This is a genomic window from Neobacillus niacini (assembly GCF_048572935.1).
Taxonomy (GTDB): Bacteria; Bacillota; Bacilli; order Bacillales; family Cytobacillaceae; genus Neobacillus; species Neobacillus niacini.
In genome coordinates, this window is record NZ_CP183883.1 from 5,398,827 (window position 1) to 5,420,237 (window position 21,411).

The following is a 21,411-nucleotide window of genomic DNA, read 5'->3' on the forward strand; positions in this document are numbered from 1 at the left end:
TTTTTGACACTTTTACAAATTTTTTTCAACAATATGATGAGCAAGTTTTTTTAATTCTTTGGATATCGCCGTCATCGCTATTTCCTCTGTAATATGAAACACCGGAACCTCAAGTTTTTCCCTAACGGCATTAATCAACTCTTTATCCCATACAATGACGGTCTTAATGTTACTTACATCGGAAATGAGAGGAAGATCGTTTCTATCTCTAAGAATCAGTAATTTGGGATAAGATTTCATTTTATGGCCCTCAATGAAGATAATATCTGGGCGAAAAAAATCCACAAATCTAATTTGTTCTTCAAGTGTTAAAGCAGTTTCATCTGCTTGCAAACATAACCTGCCCCCTCCTTCAATCAATGAAGCAACTGCTCCTGCATTTATATGCTTAGCCGAGTCCTTTTGGGAGAGAATGTCTGGGCGGCCCCCATGCCCATGATGCTTGATGGTAACACTCTTAAGATCATTTTTTTTTAAGATTTCAATAAGCTTCATGATGATAGTAGTTTTACCGCTATTTTGGTAACCCACTATTTGAAAAATTACAGGCTTCACCATGGCCATTCACTGCCTGCTTGGTCTTCAAGCAGCAAAATATCAACCTCATCACCTGCTTTAAAGCTTCTTGTTCCTCCCGGAAGAATCATCAATGAATTAGCGCCAGAAAGACTCATAATAATATTAGATTTGTCTAATCCACTCGGTGTTGCACTTAATTTCCCTTCTTTTATGGAAAAAGTACTGCGGACAAATCTTGTAAAAGGGTTTGCTTTGGGAAAATCAACCTCAAGGACCGCTTTTTCTTTTCTCAAGTGAGGTGTCGTAGAAAAAAGCATTTTTCGAATAATTGGCCGTGCAAACAATTCAAAACCCACATAGCAGGCAGATGGATTACCCGATAACCCAAATAGCAGCTTTCCTTCAATTTGAGCTACTGTAGTAACACTTCCAGGCCTCATGGCAACTTTATTAAATAAAACTTCTGCGCCTAGCTTTTCATAAATGGCAGGCAAATAATCGAAATCACCAACCGAAACGCCACCCGTTGTAACAAGTATATCTACTTTTTCTATAGCTGCTTTTACTGCAGTAAAACATGTTTCAAAAACATCAGGAAGTTTCCCATAATATTGAACAATTGCCCCAGTTCTCTGTATTTGCGCAGCAATCATATGTGAATTACTATTTCTGATTTTACCAGGTACTAATGCTTCATCCACTTCCAGCAATTCTGTTCCAGTCGCAAACAACCCGATAATCGGTTTTTTAGCAACAGGAACCAAGTTGTAACCAAAAGTAGCCAGCATTGCTTGAATTCCAGGGTTGATCAATGTTCCTTTTTTTACTAGGACTTCACCCTCCTTGGCATCTTCACCTCGATAGGAGACATTGTCACCCTTATTAAAGCTTCGTTTTATTGACATAAAAGGTTCGCCATTTTTGTCATATGCTTTTGCCACTTCAAACATGACCACCGCGTCAGTTCCTTCAGGCATCATTGCTCCGGTCATAATACGTACTGCCTCGAATTGTTTAATGATTTTAGAAGACGTCAATCCGGCACCAATATGGTCGACCACTTTAAATTCTACTGGATGATTTAATGAAGCTTCCTTGGTATCAACAGACCGGACAGCGAAACCGTCATAAGGTGCTCGATCAAAATGAGGGACATCACTCGTAGCGATTAAGTCTTCTGATAAAAAACGGCCATAACTTTCATCGATGGATATATATTCGGTTTTGCCATTTAATTGATATTCCAAAATTTTTTTAACTGCTTCCCCAATCGGGATCGGTTTTCTTCTCTCTAACAATTTCATCATCTCCTGCAGAACCATATCAAATAAAAAAGATAGTTATTCATTAATTATTATAAGCGTATCGAATAGTCTCAAATATAGCAAACATCACATCATAGGACAAATATTATTAAATCATAGCAAATGTGTGATTCAGGTCACCCTTTTTTTTTGATGAATGCCTTATTCTTAAACTATAAATGAATAAAAACATTAGGAGGAAAATATGATTACTTTCCCTTTTTCAACAAATACATTGGTTAGAGATATCGTTAATGTACTGCCAAAAACAAGTGATGTGTTCAAGAAATTCAGAATTGACTTTTGCTGCGGAGGGAATATTCCTTTATCAGAGGCCATTGCCGCGAATGGAATAAATGAAGAATCAATAATGGAAGAACTGAGAGTAGTATTTGAAAAAAATAGTTCTGCTGAAACAAATTTAGAAGTTTGGACTAAATCAGATTCAACTACGATTATTAATCATGTTATTACCCATTATCACCGTACATCTGAAGAAGAATTGTCACTACTTAGCCCCTATGTTACTAAGGTTGCCCGTGTACATGGTGACAGTCATCCTGAACTTTTAAAGGTTCATGAATTATTTTATGAATTCAAAAAAGAATTACTGGAGCATATGGCTAAAGAGGAAGCAGTTGTCTTTCCGTTAATTAAACAACTTGCGGACGGAACGGTAGAAAATCGTGAAGAAGCCATTAACATGATTGTTGAACTTGAAAAAGAACATGACCATGCAGGTGAAATCCTAAGACAGATCCGCGCCGTAACTTCTGATTTCACTCTGCCTTTAGACGCTTGCGGAACCTACAGTTTAGTATATAAGCGGTTAGAGGACTTAGAAGGACTAACATTTATGCATGTGCATTTAGAGAATAATATCTTATTCCCTAGATATTTTTAATAAGATTTGTCAAAGAGGCTGGATAAACAGCCTCTTTTCTATGAAAAAAAACCTCTCTTTAAAGCAGAGAGGTCTAGCCGCCTATATATGACATTTCGATTTTCTTGCGATTTTTTGCTGTCTCTTCTGTTCTTTCGTCTGAATATCTGTCATTTCGACCATTCCAAATGTCTGTTATGCGCTTTCGCAGCTCTTCATCTGTTGCCCCGTTTCGCATAAAGTTTCGGATATCATGACCATTTCCATTAAATAAGCAAGTAAAAATCTGTCCATTTGCAGAAAGTCGGGAGCGCGTACAGCTGCTGCAGAAAGACTCTGAGACTGAGGAGATAAAGCCAACATTAACGTCTGTGTTCGTATAATTATATAGTTTTGCTACTTCTCCAAAATAGGCTGGATCAAGAGATTCTAGCTGGTAGTGCTCTTTAAGCATGTTATAAATTTGTTTTTTTGTGATGACATCATTCATTTTCCAGCCATTAGATGAACCTACATCCATATACTCAATAAAGCGGAGCTCTAATCCATTTTTCAAGCAAAAATCTGCCATTGGAATTATTTCTGAATCATTAAGGCCTTTTTTGACAACCATATTAATTTTGACTCTGAGACCAGCTTTCTTTGCTGCTTCAATCCCATCTAAAACCGGCTGGGTACCGACACCTCGTCCGTTAATAATCCCAAATAGCTCATCATTTAAAGTATCGAGGCTTATGTTCACTCTTTTTAGTCCTGCCTCTTTTAATTTATCAGCGAGTTTAGGAAGAAGGACTCCGTTTGTTGTTAAAGCGATATCTTTTAAGCCATCAATTTCTGATAACTTTTTCACCAAAATGGGAAGGTCCCTGCGAAGCAGTGGTTCCCCGCCTGTTAGACGAATTTTCTCGACACCAAGACTAACAAAAGCTTTTGCTACTCTATCAATTTCCTCATATGACAGCAGTGCACTTTTCGGCAGAAATTCAAAATCATCACCAAATTGATCGGCAGGCATGCAATATTGACAACGGAAATTACAACGGTCAATTACCGAGATTCTTAAATCACGTAATGGGCGTTCTAATTTATCTTTAATAATGGTCTTCTCCATTCATATCAACTCCATTATTTTAAAAGCAAATAATATAATGCAAGTGTACCAACTATTAATAAAAAAAACTGTTACTTTATTCACTATCATAACATTTCTTATACAATTTTTTAACGTGTTTCATGTAATTAAATGAGTTTTCACTATATTGTCATTGTTTACTCCGTAATAACCAGAAAACCTAAGTTAAAATAAAGTTAACGAAAATAGCTGAAAAGTTTAATGACCAACAAAACCTTCGAGGTGGAATACATGTTGACTAAAATGAAACCAACCCATTCTATAGAAATTAAAGAATTACTCAGATTTGCCGATCGAAAAATTAAAAGTGAAAGGGGTACCTTCTTATTTCAAGAAGGTATGCTTGCTGAAGAACTTTATATCATTATCTCTGGTAAAGTACAAATTAGCAAAATTACTTCCGATGGACGTGAACTATCATTAAGAATATGTGGAGAAAATGATATTTGTGGAGAATTAACGCTTTTTACCGACAATCCGAGATATTTATTAAGTGCTAAAATATTGGAGGAAGGCGAAATCGTTGCAATTAAAAAAGATGTCATTGAAAGCGAAATTTTTCAAAATAGCAAGCTTGCTTTCGAGTTTATGAAATGGATGAGTGACCATTTCCGTAAAACACAGACAAAGTTCCGTGACCTCGTCTTAAATGGGAAACGAGGAGCACTTTTTTCCACTCTCATTCGCATGTCTAATAGCTATGGTATTCAAAAAGAAAATGAAATATTAATTGATATACCATTAACCAACCAGGAACTTGCAAACTTTTGCGGCACTTCGCGTGAAAGCACAAACCGTATCCTAAGTGAATTAAAAAAAGATAAGATTATCAATATAAAAAAAGGGAAAATCACTATTCTTGATTTGCAATATTTAAAGGATGAAATTGGATGTGAAAATTGTCCTGCTATCTATTGCAGTATTGAATAGTTAAATGGAAGCAATCGATCTGATTGCTTCCATTTTTTTATTGCACTTGTTTTTCTCGCAACGCCTTTGGAATATAAACACAGAATGGTTCACTTTCCAAATAATCTCCTGTCATCGCATAAGCTCTAGACCTTGAGCCGCCGCATACATGACGGAATTCACAGACACCGCATTTGCCTTTATAGAGGTCAGGATTTCTCAGTGATTTAAATATTGGTGACTCGCGATAAATTTCCGCAAGTGGTGTCTCTCTAACATTACCAGCTTTGACAGGCAATAGTCCGCTTGGGTATACATCTCCTATATGTGAAATGAAGACAAAACCATTTCCATCGTTAACACCTTTAGGTGCTCGTCCAAGTCCGTCAATCGATCCTGTTAACCCCTGCTCTGTTAATGCACTTAAATAGTTAATTTCATCTGATTGGTCTTTTGCTTCTCTCATTTTCTGTTGAATGACAACACGTCGATAATGCTGTGCAGCTGTTGTTTTAATATCGAAAGAAACGCGTTTACTTAGGTCATAAAGCCATCTAAATACCTTCTCGTGTTCAACAGGTGAAATCATATCAGACTCTTGTCCTCTTCCTGTTGGTACTAGGAAAAAGACACTCCAGAGTACGCATCCTAAGTCCTCAACCATTTTTGCCATTTCATCAAGGTATTCTATGTTGTATCTAGAAATAACTGTATTTATTTGAATGGGGATTTCAAGTTCATGTAAATATTTAATTCTCTCCATTGTCAGATCAAAAGAACCGGCAGTGCCACGGAAGTGATCGTGAACGGCAGCAGTTGGTCCATCAATACTAAAAGCCCAACGGGAAAGACCAACTTCCTTCGCCTTTTCAATCGCTTCTTTTGTAACATTTGGTGTCGCGCTTGGAGTCATTGAAACCCTGACGCCTTTTTCAACAGCATATTTTGCAATATCAAAAACGTCTTGTCTCATTAATGGGTCTCCGCCTGTAAAGACCAGCATGGGATTATTCATTTCGTATATTTGATCGATTAAGTTCTTGCCTTCTTCAAATGATAGTTCACGTGGGTCTCTTCTTAATTGAGCTTCTGCACGACAGTGTAAACAAGCTAATTGACACGCACGTGTTAGTTCCCAAATTACGATAAATGGATCTTTATTAAAATCTCGGCCAAAAGCCATATGAAACGCCTCCTAAAACGGCCATTTCAAAAACCAAACAGCCTTATTACCTGTAATTATATAGGGGATTCCACTATGGATAAGTGAACTACCTCACATTACTTGAAAATTATATGTCCACTTTGTGAAGTGCAAATGATGATCGCAGGGAATTAGTTGCTGATGGCAAGAAAAAACAGCAGAACATTTCTGCTGTTTTTATAATACGAATATTATTAACGAATTCCTAATGCAATTTTTGCATAACGTGACATCATGTCCTTATTCCATGGCGGGTTAAACACGATATTAACCTCTACCTCTTTTACTTCTGGGATATCTGCTAATGCTCTCTTCACTTGGTCAACAATGGTTCCAGCAAGAGGGCAGCCCATGGAAGTTAATGTCATCGTAATCGTTACATTGCCCTCCTCATCCATTTCCGTATCATAGACTAAACCTAAATTAACAATATCTACACCTAGCTCAGGGTCTATGACAAGCTCTAATGCACCTAAAATATTCTCTTTTAACTCTTCATTCATCTATAACACTCCCTATCCTTATTGTAATAAATATTTCTCAAACCATTCAACCGTTGCTTTTAATCCTTCTCTGCTTACCTTATGATCTGCATGTTCATCTGAAATGAAGTGAATATCTCCTGGCTTTGCAGCATAGTTGTTTTTTACAGATTGATAAAAACGATATGTTAACGCATAAGGTACAATTGGATCTTTTTTTCCATGCCAAAATAACAATGGTCTATTATCAAGCTTATTTGGTTGAAGACTCAAATCATATTGACGTAAGACTGATAATTGCCCTGCAATTTCCTCATCGGAAAAAGTAAGACTAACACCAAGGTTTTTCATTTGTTCTAGCTGCCAATGCAGATATTCTTCATATGACGGCATCCCCATTAAACTAACTGCCGCTTTGACCCATTTATATTTAGTCAAAGCACCCAAGGTCACCATTCCACCCATTGAGGTCCCTGCAAGTCCAATTTTATCCGGATCTGCTAATCCTTCTTCTACATAGTATTGCTTATAATCGTTTAATTCATGGATGGTCTTGATGACAATTTCCCAAAAATGACTGTATAAATCCCTTTCGGTTAAACCTTGTTCCCTTTCCCCATGGTAGACCGCCTCTGGCAGGATCACTCTAAATCCCTTTTCCGCTAATAAATAGGCATAATGTAGATTATTCTCCTTTGCACTAGTGAAACCATGAGTAAAGATAATCAGCGGAAGTTTCTTTTGTTGTATACTTTTCTTTACTATATGTAGGAAGGGATTATGATTCAGCAAACTTTTTTCAACGATAATCACGTAGGCAAATCCTCCTGGGTAAAATAATTATATCTGATAGCAAAATCTTATGAAGTGAATTTTTTTACAGGTACGGTATAAAATTGTTAACATAGTAGTTATAATGGTATGACTTTCCAACAAAAGAAAATCCATATTTGTAGTGTATCATTTCATTCACCATTTATCTAAAGCTTAGACTTATTGTTTAGAAAACGATTCAAAAAGGAGTCAATATGGCAGAAAAACATTTAATTGCATTGGACTTAGATGGAACTTTATTAAAAGATGATAAAACGATTTCCGAACGAACAAAAAAAGTTTTAAGTAAAGCTAAAGAACAAGGACATGTTGTTATGATTGCAACAGGAAGACCGTATCGTTCAAGTGAACCCTATTATCGTGAGCTTGGGTTAGACACACCTATTGTTAACTTTAATGGTGCTTTCATGCACCATCCACTTGATTCCAACTGGGGATTTTTCCATGCTCCTCTCGATGTAAAAGTGGCCAAGGAAATCGTTGAAGCGTGCCGGTCTTTTCAGTTTCACAATATTATTGCCGAAGTAATTGATGATGTGTATTTCCACTATCATGATGAAAAACTGTTAGATATTTTTAGCATGGGCAACCCGAACGTTACAACTGGGGATTTACGAAATTTCTTAAATGATTCTCCGACAAGTTTGTTGATACATACAGAGGAAGATGAATTAAAGCTTATTCGTAAGCATTTGTCTGATGTTCATGCGGAAGTAATTGATCACCGCAGCTGGGCGGCACCATGGCATGTTATTGAAATTATAAAAACCGGAATTAGCAAGGCCGTTGGTTTAAAGAAGGCCTCAGAATACTTCAACATTCCTCCAGAAAGAATTATTGCTTTCGGTGACGAAGATAATGATTTAGAAATGCTTGATTTTGCTGGCCATGGTATTGCAATGGGGAATGCGATTGATAAAGTCAAAACGATTGCAAATGAAGTGACTCTTACCAATGAAGAAGATGGTATTGGCGTATATTTGTCAGATTTGTTAAATTTGAAATAAAGATGGTTGACACCATTGTTTACCTAAATGAAAAACTCTGATTTGAGCATACTATTTTTGTGAGGCACTAACCTGCTTCATAACAAGCTCACCAAATTGGAGGGATTGCAATGGGTAAACGAAACAAATCAAAACGCTTTGTCCAGCAAGGAGTGGATACTGTCAGTAAGCATGCTGAACGTATTCCATACCACATGACCTACGCTGAAGCGGAAGCCCAGAAAATGTCCAATGTGCGTGAATCCTCGCTTGGAGGAATATAACGATGGGAAACCAACTATTCCAGGAAGCAAGAAGATTTGTTGAGATGGCGAAGTCTGCCGACCCTGCTGATCGTGATTCTGTGATTTCGAAGGCCAAGAATGCATTAAGTTCTGCTTATGCTAATTCAACCTTCGCAGAACAAAGTCAGCTCCAAGAAATGCAAAATGAGCTTGAACAATTAAAATAAGTGGAAAAGCTGGTACGTTACAAAACGTGCCAGCTTTTCTTTTTACTGAAGAGTAAATTTGGTTTTGCTTAATAATGTTTGGTTGTTACTTATAGGTTTGTCATTTATTTTTCTTGGTAAAAGAGTTGCAGAAACAATGTATTCCCCTGCCGGAACTCTTTTTCCATGTAATTGATAATCCCATAGTTCCACTTTTCGATAGGTTTTATGAGGTTCAATTTTAATCGTTTGCAGTGCCTGTAAAAAAAAGCGTCCTTTTGAATACCGATATACTTCATGCCCGGATTGGTCAGTAACAGTAATCTCATAATATTGTGAGGTAGGAAACTCAAAATTCAGCGGAGATTCTTCATTATTCTTGATAAAAAGTTCAAATTTCACTGTTTCACTTCCCACAATAGGAACCACTGAAAACTGAAATTGGTGATTGGACTCACCATAACTTGCTTCCCCTTCTAAACTAAATGGAAATAAAAATAAATTTATTAATAAAATAATTCTCACACTTCATACCCCCTATTCTCGTCTAAAAAACCCATAAATCCCGGTTGTCTGAACAATATTCGTGAATGCATTTGGGTCAACCTCAGAGATTATTCGTTCCAAATCATATAACTCATAACGGGTAATAACAATCATAAGCATGTCTCTTGCTTCATTAGAAAAGGCACCCTTTGCAGGAATCATTGTGATACCTCTAACCAACTTTGAATGAATCGCTTTCTTAAGCTCATCAGCTTTCTTAGTAACAATCATAGCAGTAAGCTTTGCATGCCTAGTATGGATAGCGTCCACTACTCTTGTAGAAGCATACAAAGATACAATCGTATAAAGTGCTTTTTCCCATCCATATAAAAAGCCGGCCGTAATGATAATTACGGCATTCATAATAAACATATAGCTGCCTATCGGTTTATCTTTCATTCTCGATAAAACCATAGCAATAATATCTACGCCGCCTGTTGAAGCACCCCATTTTAGGGTTAGTCCGACACCTACAGCTAATATAACGCCCCCAAATACCGAGTTAAGGAGAATATCTTTTGAAACCTGTGTAATTGGAATTAATTCTAAGAAAAGTGATGATAGTACCACACTTAAAAAACTATAAACGGTAAAGGACTTTCCTACCTTAAACCACCCTAGGATTGCCACTGGGATATTTAGCAGCAGCAATAAGAAGCCCATTGATATATTTAATGGTGTTTGTTCACTTAATACTTTTGATAATAATTGTGCTGCCCCAGTAAATCCGCTAGAATAAACATTTGCTGGAATTAAAAATAAATTAATCGCCAGGGCATTTAGGAATGCACCCACAGTAACAATGATTGTTTTCTTGATTTGCTGCCATAACAAAAGCACCATCTCCTTTAATTTTTAAGGTACTAATTCTATGCTGATAATTGTATTTTGGGGGTGAAACCGATAAACTGAAACTAACTATATTAGTTTGAAAGCAGGTGAGCTTCATGCCGGTAAAAATACTAGCTGACAGCGCATGCGATTTACCAAAAGATTTTTACGCTGAACATAACGTCACATTATTCCCACTAAAGGTGCACGTTAATGGGCAAGAATATGAGGATGTTAAAACGATTGATCCTAAAACTGTTTATGACGCCATACGTACGGGCGATGTTCCTAAAACATCTCAAGTTTCTCCTTTATTATTTGAAGAAGTCTTCACTAAAATGGCTGAAAATAATGAAGATGGAATATATATTGCTTTCTCTTCAGCATTATCTGGTACATATCAGACATCTGTTATGATTCTTGACCAAGTAAAAGAAAAATATCCAAACTTTAATTTAACGATTGTCGATACCCAATGTGCTTCGCTTGGTTTTGGTCTTGTCGTAAAGGAAGCAGCAAGACTTGCAGCCGAAGATGTCTCAAAGGAAGAAATTTTAAATGATGTTTTATTTCGCAGTCAGCATATGGAGCATTTGTTTACCGTAGAGGACTTAGATTATTTAGCTAAAGGCGGCCGTGTATCCAAAGCCTCAGCCTTTTTAGGCGGTTTACTTAACATAAAGCCTATTTTGAATGTAGAGGAAGGAAAACTAGTTCCAATAGAAAAAATACGAGGAAAAAAGAAAGTATATAGACGTATTGTTGAACTGATGAATGAACGCGGTGCCAGCTTTGGTGACCAAGTAGTGGGTATTAGTCATGCGGATACCGAAGATACAGTGTTAGAAGTAAAGGCACTGATTGAGGAAGAACTACATCCAAAAGATGTGCTTATTACCTCGATTGGTTCAGCAGTCGGTGCACATACTGGGCCGGGAACCATTGCTATTTTCTTTTTAAATAAATTACCATAAATAAAAAAGCGGGAAAGCCCGCTTTTTTATTTATGGTCTGTTTTCTTTGAGTATTGATTTTTCCCTGCTTGACGATTCTTCTCGCGCATCATATTTTTTTCATGTCTTAACGCATTATTATCTTGAGCCTTTTTATCATTATCTGATGTATGCGGCATAATCCTACCCCTTTCCAAATGCTTTCAACATTAGTGTTGTCATTTTAAAAAAGAGTATGTAGAAAAGTTAATCTTTCTTTAGATAAGTCCAGCTTCCTTCTTGATAAACCCTGCCATCTTTCATAAGTTTTCCAAGCGCCCGCTTAAAGGCTCCTTTACTTAATTGAAAACGCTCTTGAATATCTTCCGGCATGCTTTTATCATTAAAAGGCATAGCACCATTTCGACTCATTAAATATTCAAAGATACGTTCAGCGTCAAGGTCCTGTAATTCCTGTTTTCTTGCAAGCAAAGAAACATTCACTGTCCCATCATCCTTAACGTCTATGATCCGTCCTTCCACCTTTTGTCCTAATCTTGGCTCTTCCTGTCTTTGTGATTCATGAATGAATCCTTTATACCCTTCAATGGTGTAGACCCAGCTACCTACCTTAGCAGTACGATAGATATGCCCTTGAATATTTTTGTTAAAATCTTTTCTAGCAGCCTTTGTTGAAATTGATTCAATGACAGGGTCTGTTGCAAGCCTTGCATATAGCAGATAATTGTTATTTACTCTTAAGGTTGCATAGACCATGTCGCCCGGCTTTGGCCAAACTGATTTATGGACTGGAAGATCATCAATCCCTAATAATAAATCCTTTTTAATCCCAATGTCTAAAAACACACCTATATTAGGGTTGGTATCGACGACTTTAAGCCAAGCATACTTGCCAATCCCAATTTCAGGTATAGTGGTAGAAGCTGACGTCCTGCCTTCTGAATCAACATAAAGAAACACTTCTACCGTATCATCTACATCATATTCACGGTCTGCCTCATTTATATGCAACAAAACATCTTCATTTCCATCTGTTAAAAAATAGCCGAATTCAGCTTTTCGTGCCACCGTTAAGGTAACTGCTTGACCAATAAGTTCTTGTAAAGACATATTAATTCACCTTTTCTTTATCCTATAGCTCTACCATAGGGTTGTTTGAACTGCTATATTTTACTATAATGTACCCATAAAGGGAAACATTAGCAAAAATTGATTACTACATTTCTTAATTAAAATATACTGGAGGTATTTTTACTATGGCCAAAGATGAATCTTTTGATATTGTATCCAAAGTGGAATTTACTGAAGTCACAAATGCAATTACCGCAACAATGAAAGAAATTAAAACCCGTTATGATTTTAAGGGCAGCAAAAGTGAAGTTACACTGGATAAAGAAGAACTTGTTCTAGTTTCAGATGATGAATTTAAAATGGACCAACTAAAAGACGTCTTGCTTGGCAGGTTAATCAAGAGAGGTGTTCCTGTTAAGAATCTCGATTATGGAAAAATGGAAAAAGCCTCTGGCGGAACTGTTCGCCAACGAGCAAAGTTGGTTCAAGGGATCGATAAAGATAATGCAAAGAAAATAAACACGATTATTAAAAATAGCGGCCTTAAGGTGAAAAGCCAAATTCAGGACGATCAAATCAGAGTTAGCGGTAAAAACCGTGATGATTTACAAAAGATTATCTCGTTGGTACGTGAAGCAGACCTAACAGTCGATGTTCAATTTATTAACTATCGATAAAACTTATTAAGTGGGTGAAAGGAAAAATTTCTTTTCGCCTTTTTATTTTCTCATATTTATGTTCATTTTCCTTAAACTAACATGGTAAATAAACTTGGAGGTAAAATGAATGCCCAATAACCAACAACAAAAAAAGGTTTTTCCACCACAGCATCAAAATCAACAGCCTGGTATTGAAAGTGAAATGAACCCTCGTCCTGTTTCAGTTGACCAAAACTATAAAAGTGCTGGTAAACTAACTGGAAAAACAGCGATTATTACTGGTGGGGATAGTGGGATTGGTAAATCCGTCGCCCTATATTTTGCTAAAGAAGGTGCTGATGTCGCGATTGTCTATTTGAACGAACATCAGGACGCTGAAGAATCAAAAGGACTTGTTGAAGCAGAAGGGCGCAGATGTTTACTATTTTCCGGTGACATAGGAAATGAGGAATTCTGTAAGGATATCGTTAGTAAAACAATGAATGAATTTGAAAAAATCGATATTTTGGTAAACAATGCTGCAGAGCAGCACCCACAGAAAAGTCTGTTAGATATTTCGTCCGCGCAGCTTGAAAAAACGTTTCGGACCAATATTTTCTCGTATTTCTATATGGCTAAAATGGTCCTGCCCCATCTGAAACAAGGATCAACCATTATCAATACGGCGTCCGTTACGGCTTATGCCGGCAATGAGCAATTATTAGATTACTCTGCAACAAAAGGTGCGATTGTGACCTTTACACGTTCCCTGGCAAAATCGCTTGCCCCACAAGGTATAAGGGTAAATGGCGTAGCACCGGGTCCTATTTGGACGCCGTTGATTCCCTCTACGTTTAATGAAGACCAGGTGGCAAGCTTTGGTTCAACTACACCAATGGGCAGAGCGGGACAGCCATTTGAGCTTGGCCCAAGCTATGTATACCTCGCTTCTGATGATTCTTCCTACGTAAGCGGACAAATCCTTCATGTAAATGGTGGAGAAATCGTAAATGGATAGCCTATAAAGAAAGCGCGATACTCTATAAGCAGTATCGCGCTTCCCTTTTTACTTTCTTCTTTTCCTAATTTTTAATATAAAAATAGTGAACAAGATGTACACCGCAACCAAGGAACCCACTAAAGGCATATTGATGCCGCTTTTTTTTGTTAATACATAAATCTCTGATTCATCACGGTCGATGATTAGGTCATATTGATCACCATTGCTCCGAACCAAATCTCCATTAAGCAATCCTCGTAATTCCTTATCACCTTCAATTTGCTCACTGTTTAAGGTAATGTTTTGAGATTCACTTGTATTATTAATGGCAATAATCGCTGTTTCATCTTGGTAGACACGTTTGTAAACTGCCATTCCATCTTTTTCGTAAAGCATTTCCATACTTCCTCGGGTTAACGAAGGAAGTTGATTCCGGAGCTCACCAAGCTTGGTTATATAGTCAATGAGTTCCTTTTCAGTCCGAAAATTCATTGGCTGGCGATTATCTGGAATTTCTCCCCCATTTAAAGCAATTTCACTTCCATAAAAAACAACTGGAATACCGGGTGTTGAATAAATATAAGTTAATGCCGTTTTCCAGCGTGCTCCTGGAAAATGTTTATTTGAAACGATATCTTGTGTAAATCTAGGTGTAAATTCGTTATCAAAGAATTGCGGCTGTACTTCTAGCTTTTGAACCTTGCTATCATTTAATGGGCCAAAGGTTTGATTAGTAGCAGCAAAGACATTCCTTAAATCTTCACTATGTTGATAATCAGTAAGGCTGTCAATTCCTGCCTCAACATATTTTCTGGGGTCTGCTACACTGTTTGTAGAAGTTATCCCTAACAGAAAAAAGTCTTCCTTTTCGCTTTTAACCTCTTTTGAAAAATCACTCCAAAAGGAAACAGGTACATAATTTACTTCTGGAAGACTATAACCGTCAATATCCGTCTCGTTAATCCACCATTTAGCAGCGTCCAATAAGTATTCCTTTACCTCAGGGTTGTCCTGATTTAGATCAGGCAAACCGTTCACCCATCCATTTTCTAATTCTTCCTGTTCCTTTGAGTCGCTCATTTCCTGCTTCTCATGAAACCAATTTTTCTTGGATGAATCCATCAACCATGGGTGTTCAAGAGAGACGTTATTGGATACAAAATCAATAACCACCTTCATCTCTCGTTTATGTGCTTCTTGCACAAGTTTTTTAAACGTTTTCATTGAGCCAAAATGTTCATCCGGTTTATAAAAGTCATTCACCCAATACCCATGATATCCACCAGCTGTATTATCAAAAATTGATGTTAATCGGATCGCTGTGAAACCCATTTCATTCAGATAGTCCAACTTATCAATGACTCCTTGAAAATCACCGCCATTATAGGCTAGCGGGTCGAGTGTATTCACTTCCTTATCATTATTTGTATTTGCATTAAAAAAGCGATCAACCATGATCGAATAAATGGTTTCATCCTGCCATAATCGGCCATCTCTCTGGGTTTCTGCATGTGCAGGTATCACCGTAATAAGCAAAAAACAGATTAAAATAAGTGTAATTAAGGTTTTTTTCATGTTCAATCCCCTTCCATACACTCATTTTAATCTAATAAAGTTTTGAATCCAACTATTAATGTCTACCCATTTACTATATTAATATTGTAATCTTTAAACCATATATCGAGTTGAATGAAGTAAGCTAATAGTTGTGGACCTGACATCAACTGACCAAACCAAGGTTCTTTGAAGGAATTACCACCTGATTCGACAAGTTCATTAAGTAATTCACGATTAAATAATTCATATAGTACCGAGGACTTATCTGCTAATATCTCCTTTAACTGTTGTTGAACTGCTAATGTATATCCTGGGTTATGGGTTTTGGGATACGGGCTTTTCTTTCGATAAAGTACTTCCTCTGGTAGTATTCCTTCAAAAGCTTTTCTCAAAATACCCTTTTCTCTGCCATGAATCATTTTTATATCCCAAGGAATATTCCAAACGTATTCAACAAGACGGTGATCTGCAAAAGGAACCCTGACCTCAAGACTTGCTCCCATACTCATCCGATCTTTTCTATCAAGCAGCGTTGTCATAAAATGTGTCATATTAATATAGAAAAGCTCTCGCCTCTTTGCTTCCTCTGGGCTCTCTCCATCCAATCTAGGTGTTTCCCGGATGGCCTGATTGTACTTTTCAATTACATAGTCCTTAAGATTCAATCTTTGCTGCCAATCAGCTCTTAACAAATTATTTCTTTCATGAACAGAACGCATCCAAGGGAAACTCGGTCTCTCTAAATCTACCTTGCGATGAAACCATGGATATCCTCCAAAAATCTCATCCGCACACTCTCCAGAAAGACTCACAACAAAGTCCTGCTTTATTTCCTTACAGAACCAAAGTAAGGATGAATCAATGTCAGCCATACCAGGACAGTCTCGAACATGAACCGATTCTGTTAAGTCTTTCACTAACTGTTGCTGAGAAATTGTTTTGAAATGGTGCTTTGTATCAAACTCCTTGGTTACAATGTTAATCCATTTCTCATCTGCATTTGGCTGGAATTCATTTGCTTTGAAAAATTGATCGTTTCCTTCATAGTCAATAGAATACGTATGAAGCTGACCTTTACCTTGGTCTTTAAATCCTTTAGCAGCAATCGCTGTAATAATACTTGAATCAAGCCCGCCTGATAGGAAGGTTGAAAGCGGCACATCTGATACAAGCTGTCTAGTTACTGCGTCTGTTACCAAGTAACGTACCTTTTCAGCTGTTTCTTCCACATTATCCTTATGGACATCACTCTTAACATTCCAATAGCGCCATATCTTTAAGCCATTTTTCGAAAAGGTCATAGCGTGTGCCGGCCTTAATTCCTTAATGCCTTTAAAGATTCCAGATCCAGGTGTTCTCGAAGGTCCTAAACCGAAAATTTCTGCAAGGCCCTCATATTCCAGTTCTGTTTTCATTCCCGGGTTTGCAAGTATAGCCTTAATTTCCGAAGCAAATACAATTCCGTTATTTAATTCCGTATAAAACAATGGCTTAACTCCCAATCGGTCACGGCCAATAAACAATTGTTCTCGCTCTTGATCCCAAATTGCAAATGCATAGATACCGTTGAAATAATTTACGCACTCTTCCGCCCATTCTATATAGGCAGTTAACAGAACTTCTGTATCAGAATGACCTTTGAAAGAATATCCTTTAGTAAGGAGAATTTTGCGGATATCTTCGGTATTATATAGTTCACCGTTGTAACAAATGGTGTACTCATTACCTTCCTTTTGTTTTGTCATTGGCTGTCTTCCGCCTTCAGGATCCACAACAATCAGGCGCTTATGACCAAACCCTGCATGTGTTTGAACCCAGAGATTCGTTTCATCTGGTCCTCTTTTGGCTAGAGTTTTGGTCATTTTTTCAATCGTATCTTTTTCGTTTCTTAAATCTTTTGTAAAATCAACCCATCCTGAAACTCCGCACATATAACTCTCCTCTCTCCAGTAAATGACACTGGATATCATTGAATGCTTTTATTCTATTCAGCCCAATTTATTTGGTAAATTGTCCAAATTAAAGATAAACAAGTTATAAAATCTCACAAAGATGTCTACAAAGAAAAAGAAAGCATTAGGCACGGAGGTTAAACATGAATCGACAACAAAGAATTAAACTATTGGATTTTCAACTGAGGGCCTATAACGAAGGAGCAGTTGAACAAATTAGTGATCAATGGATCTTTTTTGATGAAGAAACAGAAGAAGCAGCAATGCTCGAAGACTTCCTTCAGCAAGAGATTGAAATATTTCGTGTAAATCGTTGGAGGAAAGGAATCTTAATAGAATCGGGAAAGATTCGATGTGGAAATGAAATTATCATGATTCGTGACCATGACAAGGTTAGAATCAGAAAGCATTTAATTTACTCATTAGAAAGACTTTTAGAGGGAATGAATGATGATGCCTTTTTCCAATTTGTTACCACATTAAATTCTTTAGATTTTTCTATTTATGATTGTATTTATTGTTATAATCATCTATCATTCTTATCCGATGATAATCAAAGAGATGGAGTAAACTTTATTGTCTTCGATAATCAAGAGCAAATTTGTAATGTTCAGCACCATTTTTGCTATTTCGAAAAGGTAAATGACCGCTTTGAATTCACCTTAAATACAGGGAAACGATTGGTTATAGAAAAGATGATATCTTAAGGAAAAAGGTGTGGTTTCTTATTAAGAAAACCACACCTTTTTCTAGTTGCCTATATATTTTGAAAAAAGGGATTTTGCTTTCACGATGTCATCGGTACCATGGACTAGTACACGACCATCCTTGAATACGACGATGGCAGTTTCATCATTTGGAGAAAAACGAAGTAAAAATTCGTTTCCGCTGACTTTCCCATTCTGTTTTAGGCGTTCACTAAGCTTATGTAAATTGCGTTCCCGTTTTTCTCTAAAATATATTTGCACGGTATCTCTCCCGCATAAAGAACTATAAGTTTCCTGGACTGCAGACAAACGATCAAGGAATTCAAATTGTCGTTTTACACAGGCAGGGCATTGTGGATTTTTCCCCTCAGTTGTATCCATTGAAAAAAAGGAAGTTTCCCAAATATCGATTTGCTCAAGATTAGTATTCGTCACAGCCCCTAACAGTAATTTAATGGCTTCCATAGCTTGAAAAGAACCTATAATATCTGTAATTGGCGACAAGACACCAATTGTATCGCAGGTCTCGCCCCTGCCATCTGGTACTTGTGGAAATAGACATCGATAACACGGTGTGATTCCAGGTTTAATGACGGCAAACATTCCTCTTGAACTTACTGCAGCCCCATGGACCCAGGGAATTTCATATTTAACAGCAACATCATTGATTAGGTAGCGAGTCATAAAATTATCAGTACCATCAACAATGACATCAACCCCAGACAATAATTCCTCTGCGTTATCAAGATTTAAATCTGTGATAACTGCCTCAACCTTAACCGAAGAGTTAATAGAGTTCAGCCTCTTTTTAGCAGCAACTGCCTTTGGAAGATTTAGAGTTACATCTTCTTCATTAAAAAGTGATTGTCTCTGCAGATTGGAAAGGTCAACTACATCTCTATCAATTAATCTTATGTATCCAACTCCAGATCGAACCAAGTGATTGGCACAGACTGTTCCCAGTGCACCGACACCGACAATAGCAACTTTGCTGTTGAGTAGTTTCAGCTGTCCCTCTTTCCCTATCCCTGAAAAAAGAATTTGTCTTGAATATCGCCCTAATTCGTTCATATTATAATCCTCTTTTCTAGATTAGTAGTAAATTCTAACGAGTTCAGCAATCTATGTTAATTTTAGTTGATTTTTGGAAAAGTTTAAATATTAAATATATAAAAATAATTGTATAATAGTAATTGGGTTTATTTATTAATTTTGTGAGGAATATCCTATTAATATTTTTAATATCGATGGGAGATAAGCTTCAATTTATTAATGAAAGAGAGGGAAAAACATTGAATTTAGGCGGTTTTTTAAACAAAGAAGTGGTGGTTGATTTAACATCAGGTACAATCAATTACAGACCTATTAACGAAGAGGATGCAAAAAAGTACATTGGCGGCCGTGGTCTCGGCGTAAAATATGTACTTGATAACGGCCCGGAAGTAGAGCCTTTATCTCCTGAGAACATTCTTTGTATCATGACTGGCCCTGTAACCGGCTCACGTTCTTCCATGAGTGGACGTCTTTGTGTTGTGACGAAGTCTCCGTTAACAGGTACCGTTACAGACTCTCATATGGGTGGATGGACCGCTGCACGCCTAAAATGGGCAGGTGTCGATAACATCATCCTTACGGGTAAAAGTGACAAACCAGTTTATCTTTATATTGAGGATGGAAAAGCGGAACTGCGTGACGCTTCTGACCTTTGGGGCAAAGGTACTAGAGAAACAGTTAAAACGATGCAAGCTAGATATGGAGAACAAGACCTTAGTGTCATGACGATCGGGCAAGCAGGTGAAAACACCGTTAAGTTTGCTTCCTTTATTAACGAACATGATCGCGCTGCTGGACGTGGCGGAACTGCCGCTGTTGCAGGCTATAAAAAATTGAAAGCGGTTGTAATTAAAGCTGCTCAAAAAGGAAATATGCCGCAGCCTAAGTTAGAAACTGAATATAAAGAGGCTAACAAAAAGGCGGTAAAGGCTATTCTTGACGGCGGATTAACAGCCCCAAATAAGGGTGGTCTTTCTGTTTATGGTACAAACGTATTAACCAACATTATCAATGAGGTTGGGGCGCTTCCAACAAAGAATTCACAGTTCACTCATTGGGATGAGGCAGAAAAACATAGTGGTGAATATGTAAACGAGCATTTACTCGTTAAAAATAATACTTGCCATGCATGTCCCGTAGGCTGCAAAATCGAAGTTGAAGTGAAAGATGGAAAGTATAAAACTAGAGTCGAAAGTATTGAGTTTGAATCTGCTTGGTCCTTAGGCTCAAACTGCTTATTAAGTGATGCTGAGGCTATTTCTTATCTGATTGACCGCTGTAATGAGTACGGTCTTGATACCATTGAACTTGGCCACTGCTTCTCTGTTACAATGGAGGCTTATGAAAAAGGATTGATTACAGAAGAGCTCATCTGGGGCGATGCCGATTCGATGATTGACTTAACGCAGAAAATTGCATTCCGTGAAGGCTTTGGCGGCATCCTTGCTGAGGGCCCTGCAAGAGCAACAGCTTCTTGGGGCGCACCAGAACTTTCGATGTCTGTAAAAGGTCAATCAATTCCTGCCTATGACCCTCGTGGTATTCAAGGAATTGGACTTGGTTATGCCACTAGTAACCGTGGAGCCTGCCATTTACGCGGCTATACCGTTGCCAGTGAGATTGCCGGGATTCCTGAGCCAACTGATCGCCTAAAACCAGAAGGAAAAGGTGAGCTATTAAAAATATTCCAAGATATGCTTGCTTTCTCTGATTCTATGAATATTTGCAAGTTTTCCTCATTCTCAGAAAATGCAGAGCATTATGCAGAGCAATACAGCACAATGACTGGAATACCGATGACAGCAGATGATGTGATGAAGGCTGGAGAAAGAATCTATAATCTTGAGCGCTATTATAATAACTTGGCTGGATTCAACAAAGAAGAAGATGATTATCTGCCAAAACGATTTACGGAAGAGCCTGCCTCTGGTAATAGTGCAGGAGAAGTGAGCCGTATGGATATCATGCTTAAAGAGTATTACCAAGTCCGGGGCTGGCAAGATGGAAAGGTCACCGAAGCTAAGCTTCGTGAGCTAGAAATCATCGACCCTGAAAATCAATTGGTTTAAGGAATAATCAAAAGGCTTCTGCATATTTTGCAGAAGCCTTTTGATTGGTTTAGAAATTATCCGCCGATTCTCCTTGTTTTGACCCGGTAATTTTTGATAAGCTCATTAAGCGTCATGTCATCTGAGGCACAAAATCGGATATGAACACTATTGACTTTAAATGTAGAAGTTATCGATAATTCCTCTTCCCTTACGATTTCACCATACCAGTGGTCAGATTTATATATGTAAGGAAATTGATTCGTAATTTGTTTGCCGCCTAACTCTTCAAAATATAATCCGAGGTGCTCTCGTTTGATTCCGCGAAACTCCAATTCCTGCTGCATCATA

General features: G+C 37.5%; 24 protein-coding genes. 10 read left to right on the plus strand and 14 right to left on the minus strand.

Going from position 1 to position 21,411, the window contains the following annotated elements; all coding sequences use genetic code 11:
- Window positions 1–12: 12 nt before the first annotated feature.
- Window positions 13–564, minus strand: a complete 552-nt coding sequence (mobB, locus tag ACN6MT_RS26500; protein WP_419888717.1) for a molybdopterin-guanine dinucleotide biosynthesis protein B — start codon at window positions 562–564, stop codon at window positions 13–15.
- Window positions 552–1,817, minus strand: a complete 1,266-nt coding sequence (gene glp / locus ACN6MT_RS26505) for a gephyrin-like molybdotransferase Glp (RefSeq protein WP_419888718.1) — start codon at window positions 1,815–1,817, stop codon at window positions 552–554. Before glp ends, mobB begins: the two co-directional genes overlap by 13 nt.
- Window positions 1,818–2,028: 211 nt before the next feature.
- Here glp and ric point away from each other — a divergent pair, with 211 nt between their 5' ends.
- Window positions 2,029–2,727, plus strand: a complete 699-nt coding sequence (ric, locus tag ACN6MT_RS26510; RefSeq protein ID WP_419888719.1) for an iron-sulfur cluster repair di-iron protein — start codon at window positions 2,029–2,031, stop codon at window positions 2,725–2,727.
- A gap of 73 nt (window positions 2,728–2,800) precedes the next feature.
- On the opposite strand, the gene moaA is transcribed toward ric, so the two are convergent.
- Window positions 2,801–3,817: a GTP 3',8-cyclase MoaA gene (gene moaA, locus ACN6MT_RS26515; protein WP_419888720.1), complete on the minus strand. Its 1,017-nt coding sequence runs from the start codon at window positions 3,815–3,817 to the stop codon at window positions 2,801–2,803.
- A 252-nt stretch (window positions 3,818–4,069) separates the two neighbouring features.
- Between moaA and ACN6MT_RS26520 the strand changes: the two genes are divergently transcribed.
- Window positions 4,070–4,768 (plus strand): Crp/Fnr family transcriptional regulator, encoded by a 699-nt coding sequence (locus ACN6MT_RS26520; protein WP_419888721.1) that lies wholly within the window; start codon window positions 4,070–4,072, stop codon window positions 4,766–4,768.
- A gap of 37 nt (window positions 4,769–4,805) precedes the next feature.
- Here the strand turns inward: ACN6MT_RS26520 and ACN6MT_RS26525 are convergent, their stop codons facing one another.
- The 3 genes from ACN6MT_RS26525 to ACN6MT_RS26535 all read right to left on the minus strand — a co-directional run bounded on the left by ACN6MT_RS26525 (window position 4,806) and on the right by ACN6MT_RS26535 (window position 7,246).
- Complete coding sequence (locus tag ACN6MT_RS26525; RefSeq protein ID WP_419888722.1) at window positions 4,806–5,930, minus strand: TIGR04053 family radical SAM/SPASM domain-containing protein; 1,125 nt, start codon at window positions 5,928–5,930, stop codon at window positions 4,806–4,808.
- Window positions 5,931–6,145: 215 nt separating this feature from the next.
- Window positions 6,146–6,454 carry a metal-sulfur cluster assembly factor gene (locus tag ACN6MT_RS26530; protein ID WP_063251425.1) on the minus strand — a complete coding sequence of 103 codons (309 nt, stop codon included), beginning with the start codon at window positions 6,452–6,454 and terminating at the stop codon, window positions 6,146–6,148.
- 18 nt (window positions 6,455–6,472) lie between these two features.
- On the minus strand, window positions 6,473–7,246 hold the full coding sequence (locus ACN6MT_RS26535) for an alpha/beta fold hydrolase (RefSeq protein WP_419888723.1): 774 nt from the start codon (window positions 7,244–7,246) through the stop codon (window positions 6,473–6,475).
- Window positions 7,247–7,461: 215 nt separating this feature from the next.
- Here ACN6MT_RS26535 and ACN6MT_RS26540 point away from each other — a divergent pair, with 215 nt between their 5' ends.
- The 3 genes from ACN6MT_RS26540 (at window position 7,462) to ACN6MT_RS26550 (ending at window position 8,725) form a co-directional block, all read left to right on the plus strand.
- Window positions 7,462–8,274 (plus strand): Cof-type HAD-IIB family hydrolase, encoded by an 813-nt coding sequence (locus ACN6MT_RS26540; protein ID WP_063251423.1) that lies wholly within the window; start codon window positions 7,462–7,464, stop codon window positions 8,272–8,274.
- A gap of 110 nt (window positions 8,275–8,384) precedes the next feature.
- Entirely contained in the window at window positions 8,385–8,537 is a 153-nt protein-coding gene (locus tag ACN6MT_RS26545) for a hypothetical protein (protein WP_169803637.1), read from the plus strand.
- 2 nt (window positions 8,538–8,539) lie between these two features.
- A complete protein-coding gene (locus ACN6MT_RS26550) occupies window positions 8,540–8,725 on the plus strand; it encodes a DUF3813 domain-containing protein (RefSeq protein ID WP_063251422.1) in 186 nt (61 codons plus the stop codon).
- Between the two features lie 42 nt (window positions 8,726–8,767).
- Here the strand turns inward: ACN6MT_RS26550 and ACN6MT_RS26555 are convergent, their stop codons facing one another.
- Together ACN6MT_RS26555 and ACN6MT_RS26560 are read right to left on the minus strand one after the other, a co-directional pair.
- Entirely contained in the window at window positions 8,768–9,229 is a 462-nt protein-coding gene (locus tag ACN6MT_RS26555) for a BsuPI-related putative proteinase inhibitor (protein ID WP_419888724.1), read from the minus strand.
- 12 nt (window positions 9,230–9,241) lie between these two features.
- Window positions 9,242–10,093 (minus strand): YitT family protein, encoded by an 852-nt coding sequence (locus ACN6MT_RS26560; protein ID WP_411834551.1) that lies wholly within the window; start codon window positions 10,091–10,093, stop codon window positions 9,242–9,244.
- 104 nt (window positions 10,094–10,197) lie between these two features.
- On the opposite strand from ACN6MT_RS26560, the gene ACN6MT_RS26565 reads away from it, so the two are divergent.
- Window positions 10,198–11,055, plus strand: coding sequence for a DegV family protein (locus ACN6MT_RS26565; protein ID WP_419888725.1), 858 nt, complete (start codon window positions 10,198–10,200; stop codon window positions 11,053–11,055).
- 26 nt (window positions 11,056–11,081) lie between these two features.
- Here the strand turns inward: ACN6MT_RS26565 and ACN6MT_RS26570 are convergent, their stop codons facing one another.
- Both ACN6MT_RS26570 and ACN6MT_RS26575 read right to left on the minus strand, forming a co-directional pair.
- Window positions 11,082–11,213: a DUF3941 domain-containing protein gene (locus tag ACN6MT_RS26570; RefSeq protein WP_081810752.1), complete on the minus strand. Its 132-nt coding sequence runs from the start codon at window positions 11,211–11,213 to the stop codon at window positions 11,082–11,084.
- A 67-nt stretch (window positions 11,214–11,280) separates the two neighbouring features.
- Window positions 11,281–12,144, minus strand: coding sequence for a S1 RNA-binding domain-containing protein (locus ACN6MT_RS26575; RefSeq protein ID WP_419888726.1), 864 nt, complete (start codon window positions 12,142–12,144; stop codon window positions 11,281–11,283).
- 146 nt (window positions 12,145–12,290) lie between these two features.
- Here ACN6MT_RS26575 and ACN6MT_RS26580 point away from each other — a divergent pair, with 146 nt between their 5' ends.
- Together ACN6MT_RS26580 and ACN6MT_RS26585 are read left to right on the plus strand one after the other, a co-directional pair.
- A complete protein-coding gene (locus ACN6MT_RS26580; protein ID WP_063251417.1) occupies window positions 12,291–12,782 on the plus strand; it encodes a YajQ family cyclic di-GMP-binding protein in 492 nt (163 codons plus the stop codon).
- A gap of 109 nt (window positions 12,783–12,891) precedes the next feature.
- Window positions 12,892–13,761 (plus strand): SDR family oxidoreductase, encoded by an 870-nt coding sequence (locus ACN6MT_RS26585; protein ID WP_419888727.1) that lies wholly within the window; start codon window positions 12,892–12,894, stop codon window positions 13,759–13,761.
- 48 nt (window positions 13,762–13,809) lie between these two features.
- On the opposite strand, the gene ACN6MT_RS26590 is transcribed toward ACN6MT_RS26585, so the two are convergent.
- Together ACN6MT_RS26590 and asnB are read right to left on the minus strand one after the other, a co-directional pair.
- Window positions 13,810–15,318 carry an alpha-amylase family glycosyl hydrolase gene (locus ACN6MT_RS26590; RefSeq protein WP_419888728.1) on the minus strand — a complete coding sequence of 503 codons (1,509 nt, stop codon included), beginning with the start codon at window positions 15,316–15,318 and terminating at the stop codon, window positions 13,810–13,812.
- Between the two features lie 62 nt (window positions 15,319–15,380).
- A complete protein-coding gene (gene asnB, locus ACN6MT_RS26595) occupies window positions 15,381–17,231 on the minus strand; it encodes an asparagine synthase (glutamine-hydrolyzing) (protein WP_419888729.1) in 1,851 nt (616 codons plus the stop codon).
- A gap of 164 nt (window positions 17,232–17,395) precedes the next feature.
- Here asnB and ACN6MT_RS26600 point away from each other — a divergent pair, with 164 nt between their 5' ends.
- The gene (locus tag ACN6MT_RS26600; protein ID WP_419888730.1) at window positions 17,396–17,959 is read left to right on the plus strand and encodes a DUF2777 domain-containing protein; all 564 of its coding nucleotides are present in this window, start codon (window positions 17,396–17,398) and stop codon (window positions 17,957–17,959) included.
- Window positions 17,960–18,001: 42 nt separating this feature from the next.
- Here ACN6MT_RS26600 and ACN6MT_RS26605 read toward each other — a convergent pair whose 3' ends face one another.
- Window positions 18,002–19,030, minus strand: a complete 1,029-nt coding sequence (locus ACN6MT_RS26605) for a ThiF family adenylyltransferase (protein ID WP_419888731.1) — start codon at window positions 19,028–19,030, stop codon at window positions 18,002–18,004.
- A gap of 221 nt (window positions 19,031–19,251) precedes the next feature.
- Here ACN6MT_RS26605 and ACN6MT_RS26610 point away from each other — a divergent pair, with 221 nt between their 5' ends.
- Complete coding sequence (locus ACN6MT_RS26610) at window positions 19,252–21,081, plus strand: aldehyde ferredoxin oxidoreductase family protein (protein ID WP_419888732.1); 1,830 nt, start codon at window positions 19,252–19,254, stop codon at window positions 21,079–21,081.
- A 56-nt stretch (window positions 21,082–21,137) separates the two neighbouring features.
- On the opposite strand, the gene ACN6MT_RS26615 is transcribed toward ACN6MT_RS26610, so the two are convergent.
- Window positions 21,138–21,410, minus strand: coding sequence for a hypothetical protein (locus ACN6MT_RS26615; RefSeq protein ID WP_419888733.1), 273 nt, complete (start codon window positions 21,408–21,410; stop codon window positions 21,138–21,140).
- Window position 21,411: the final 1 nt, after the last annotated feature.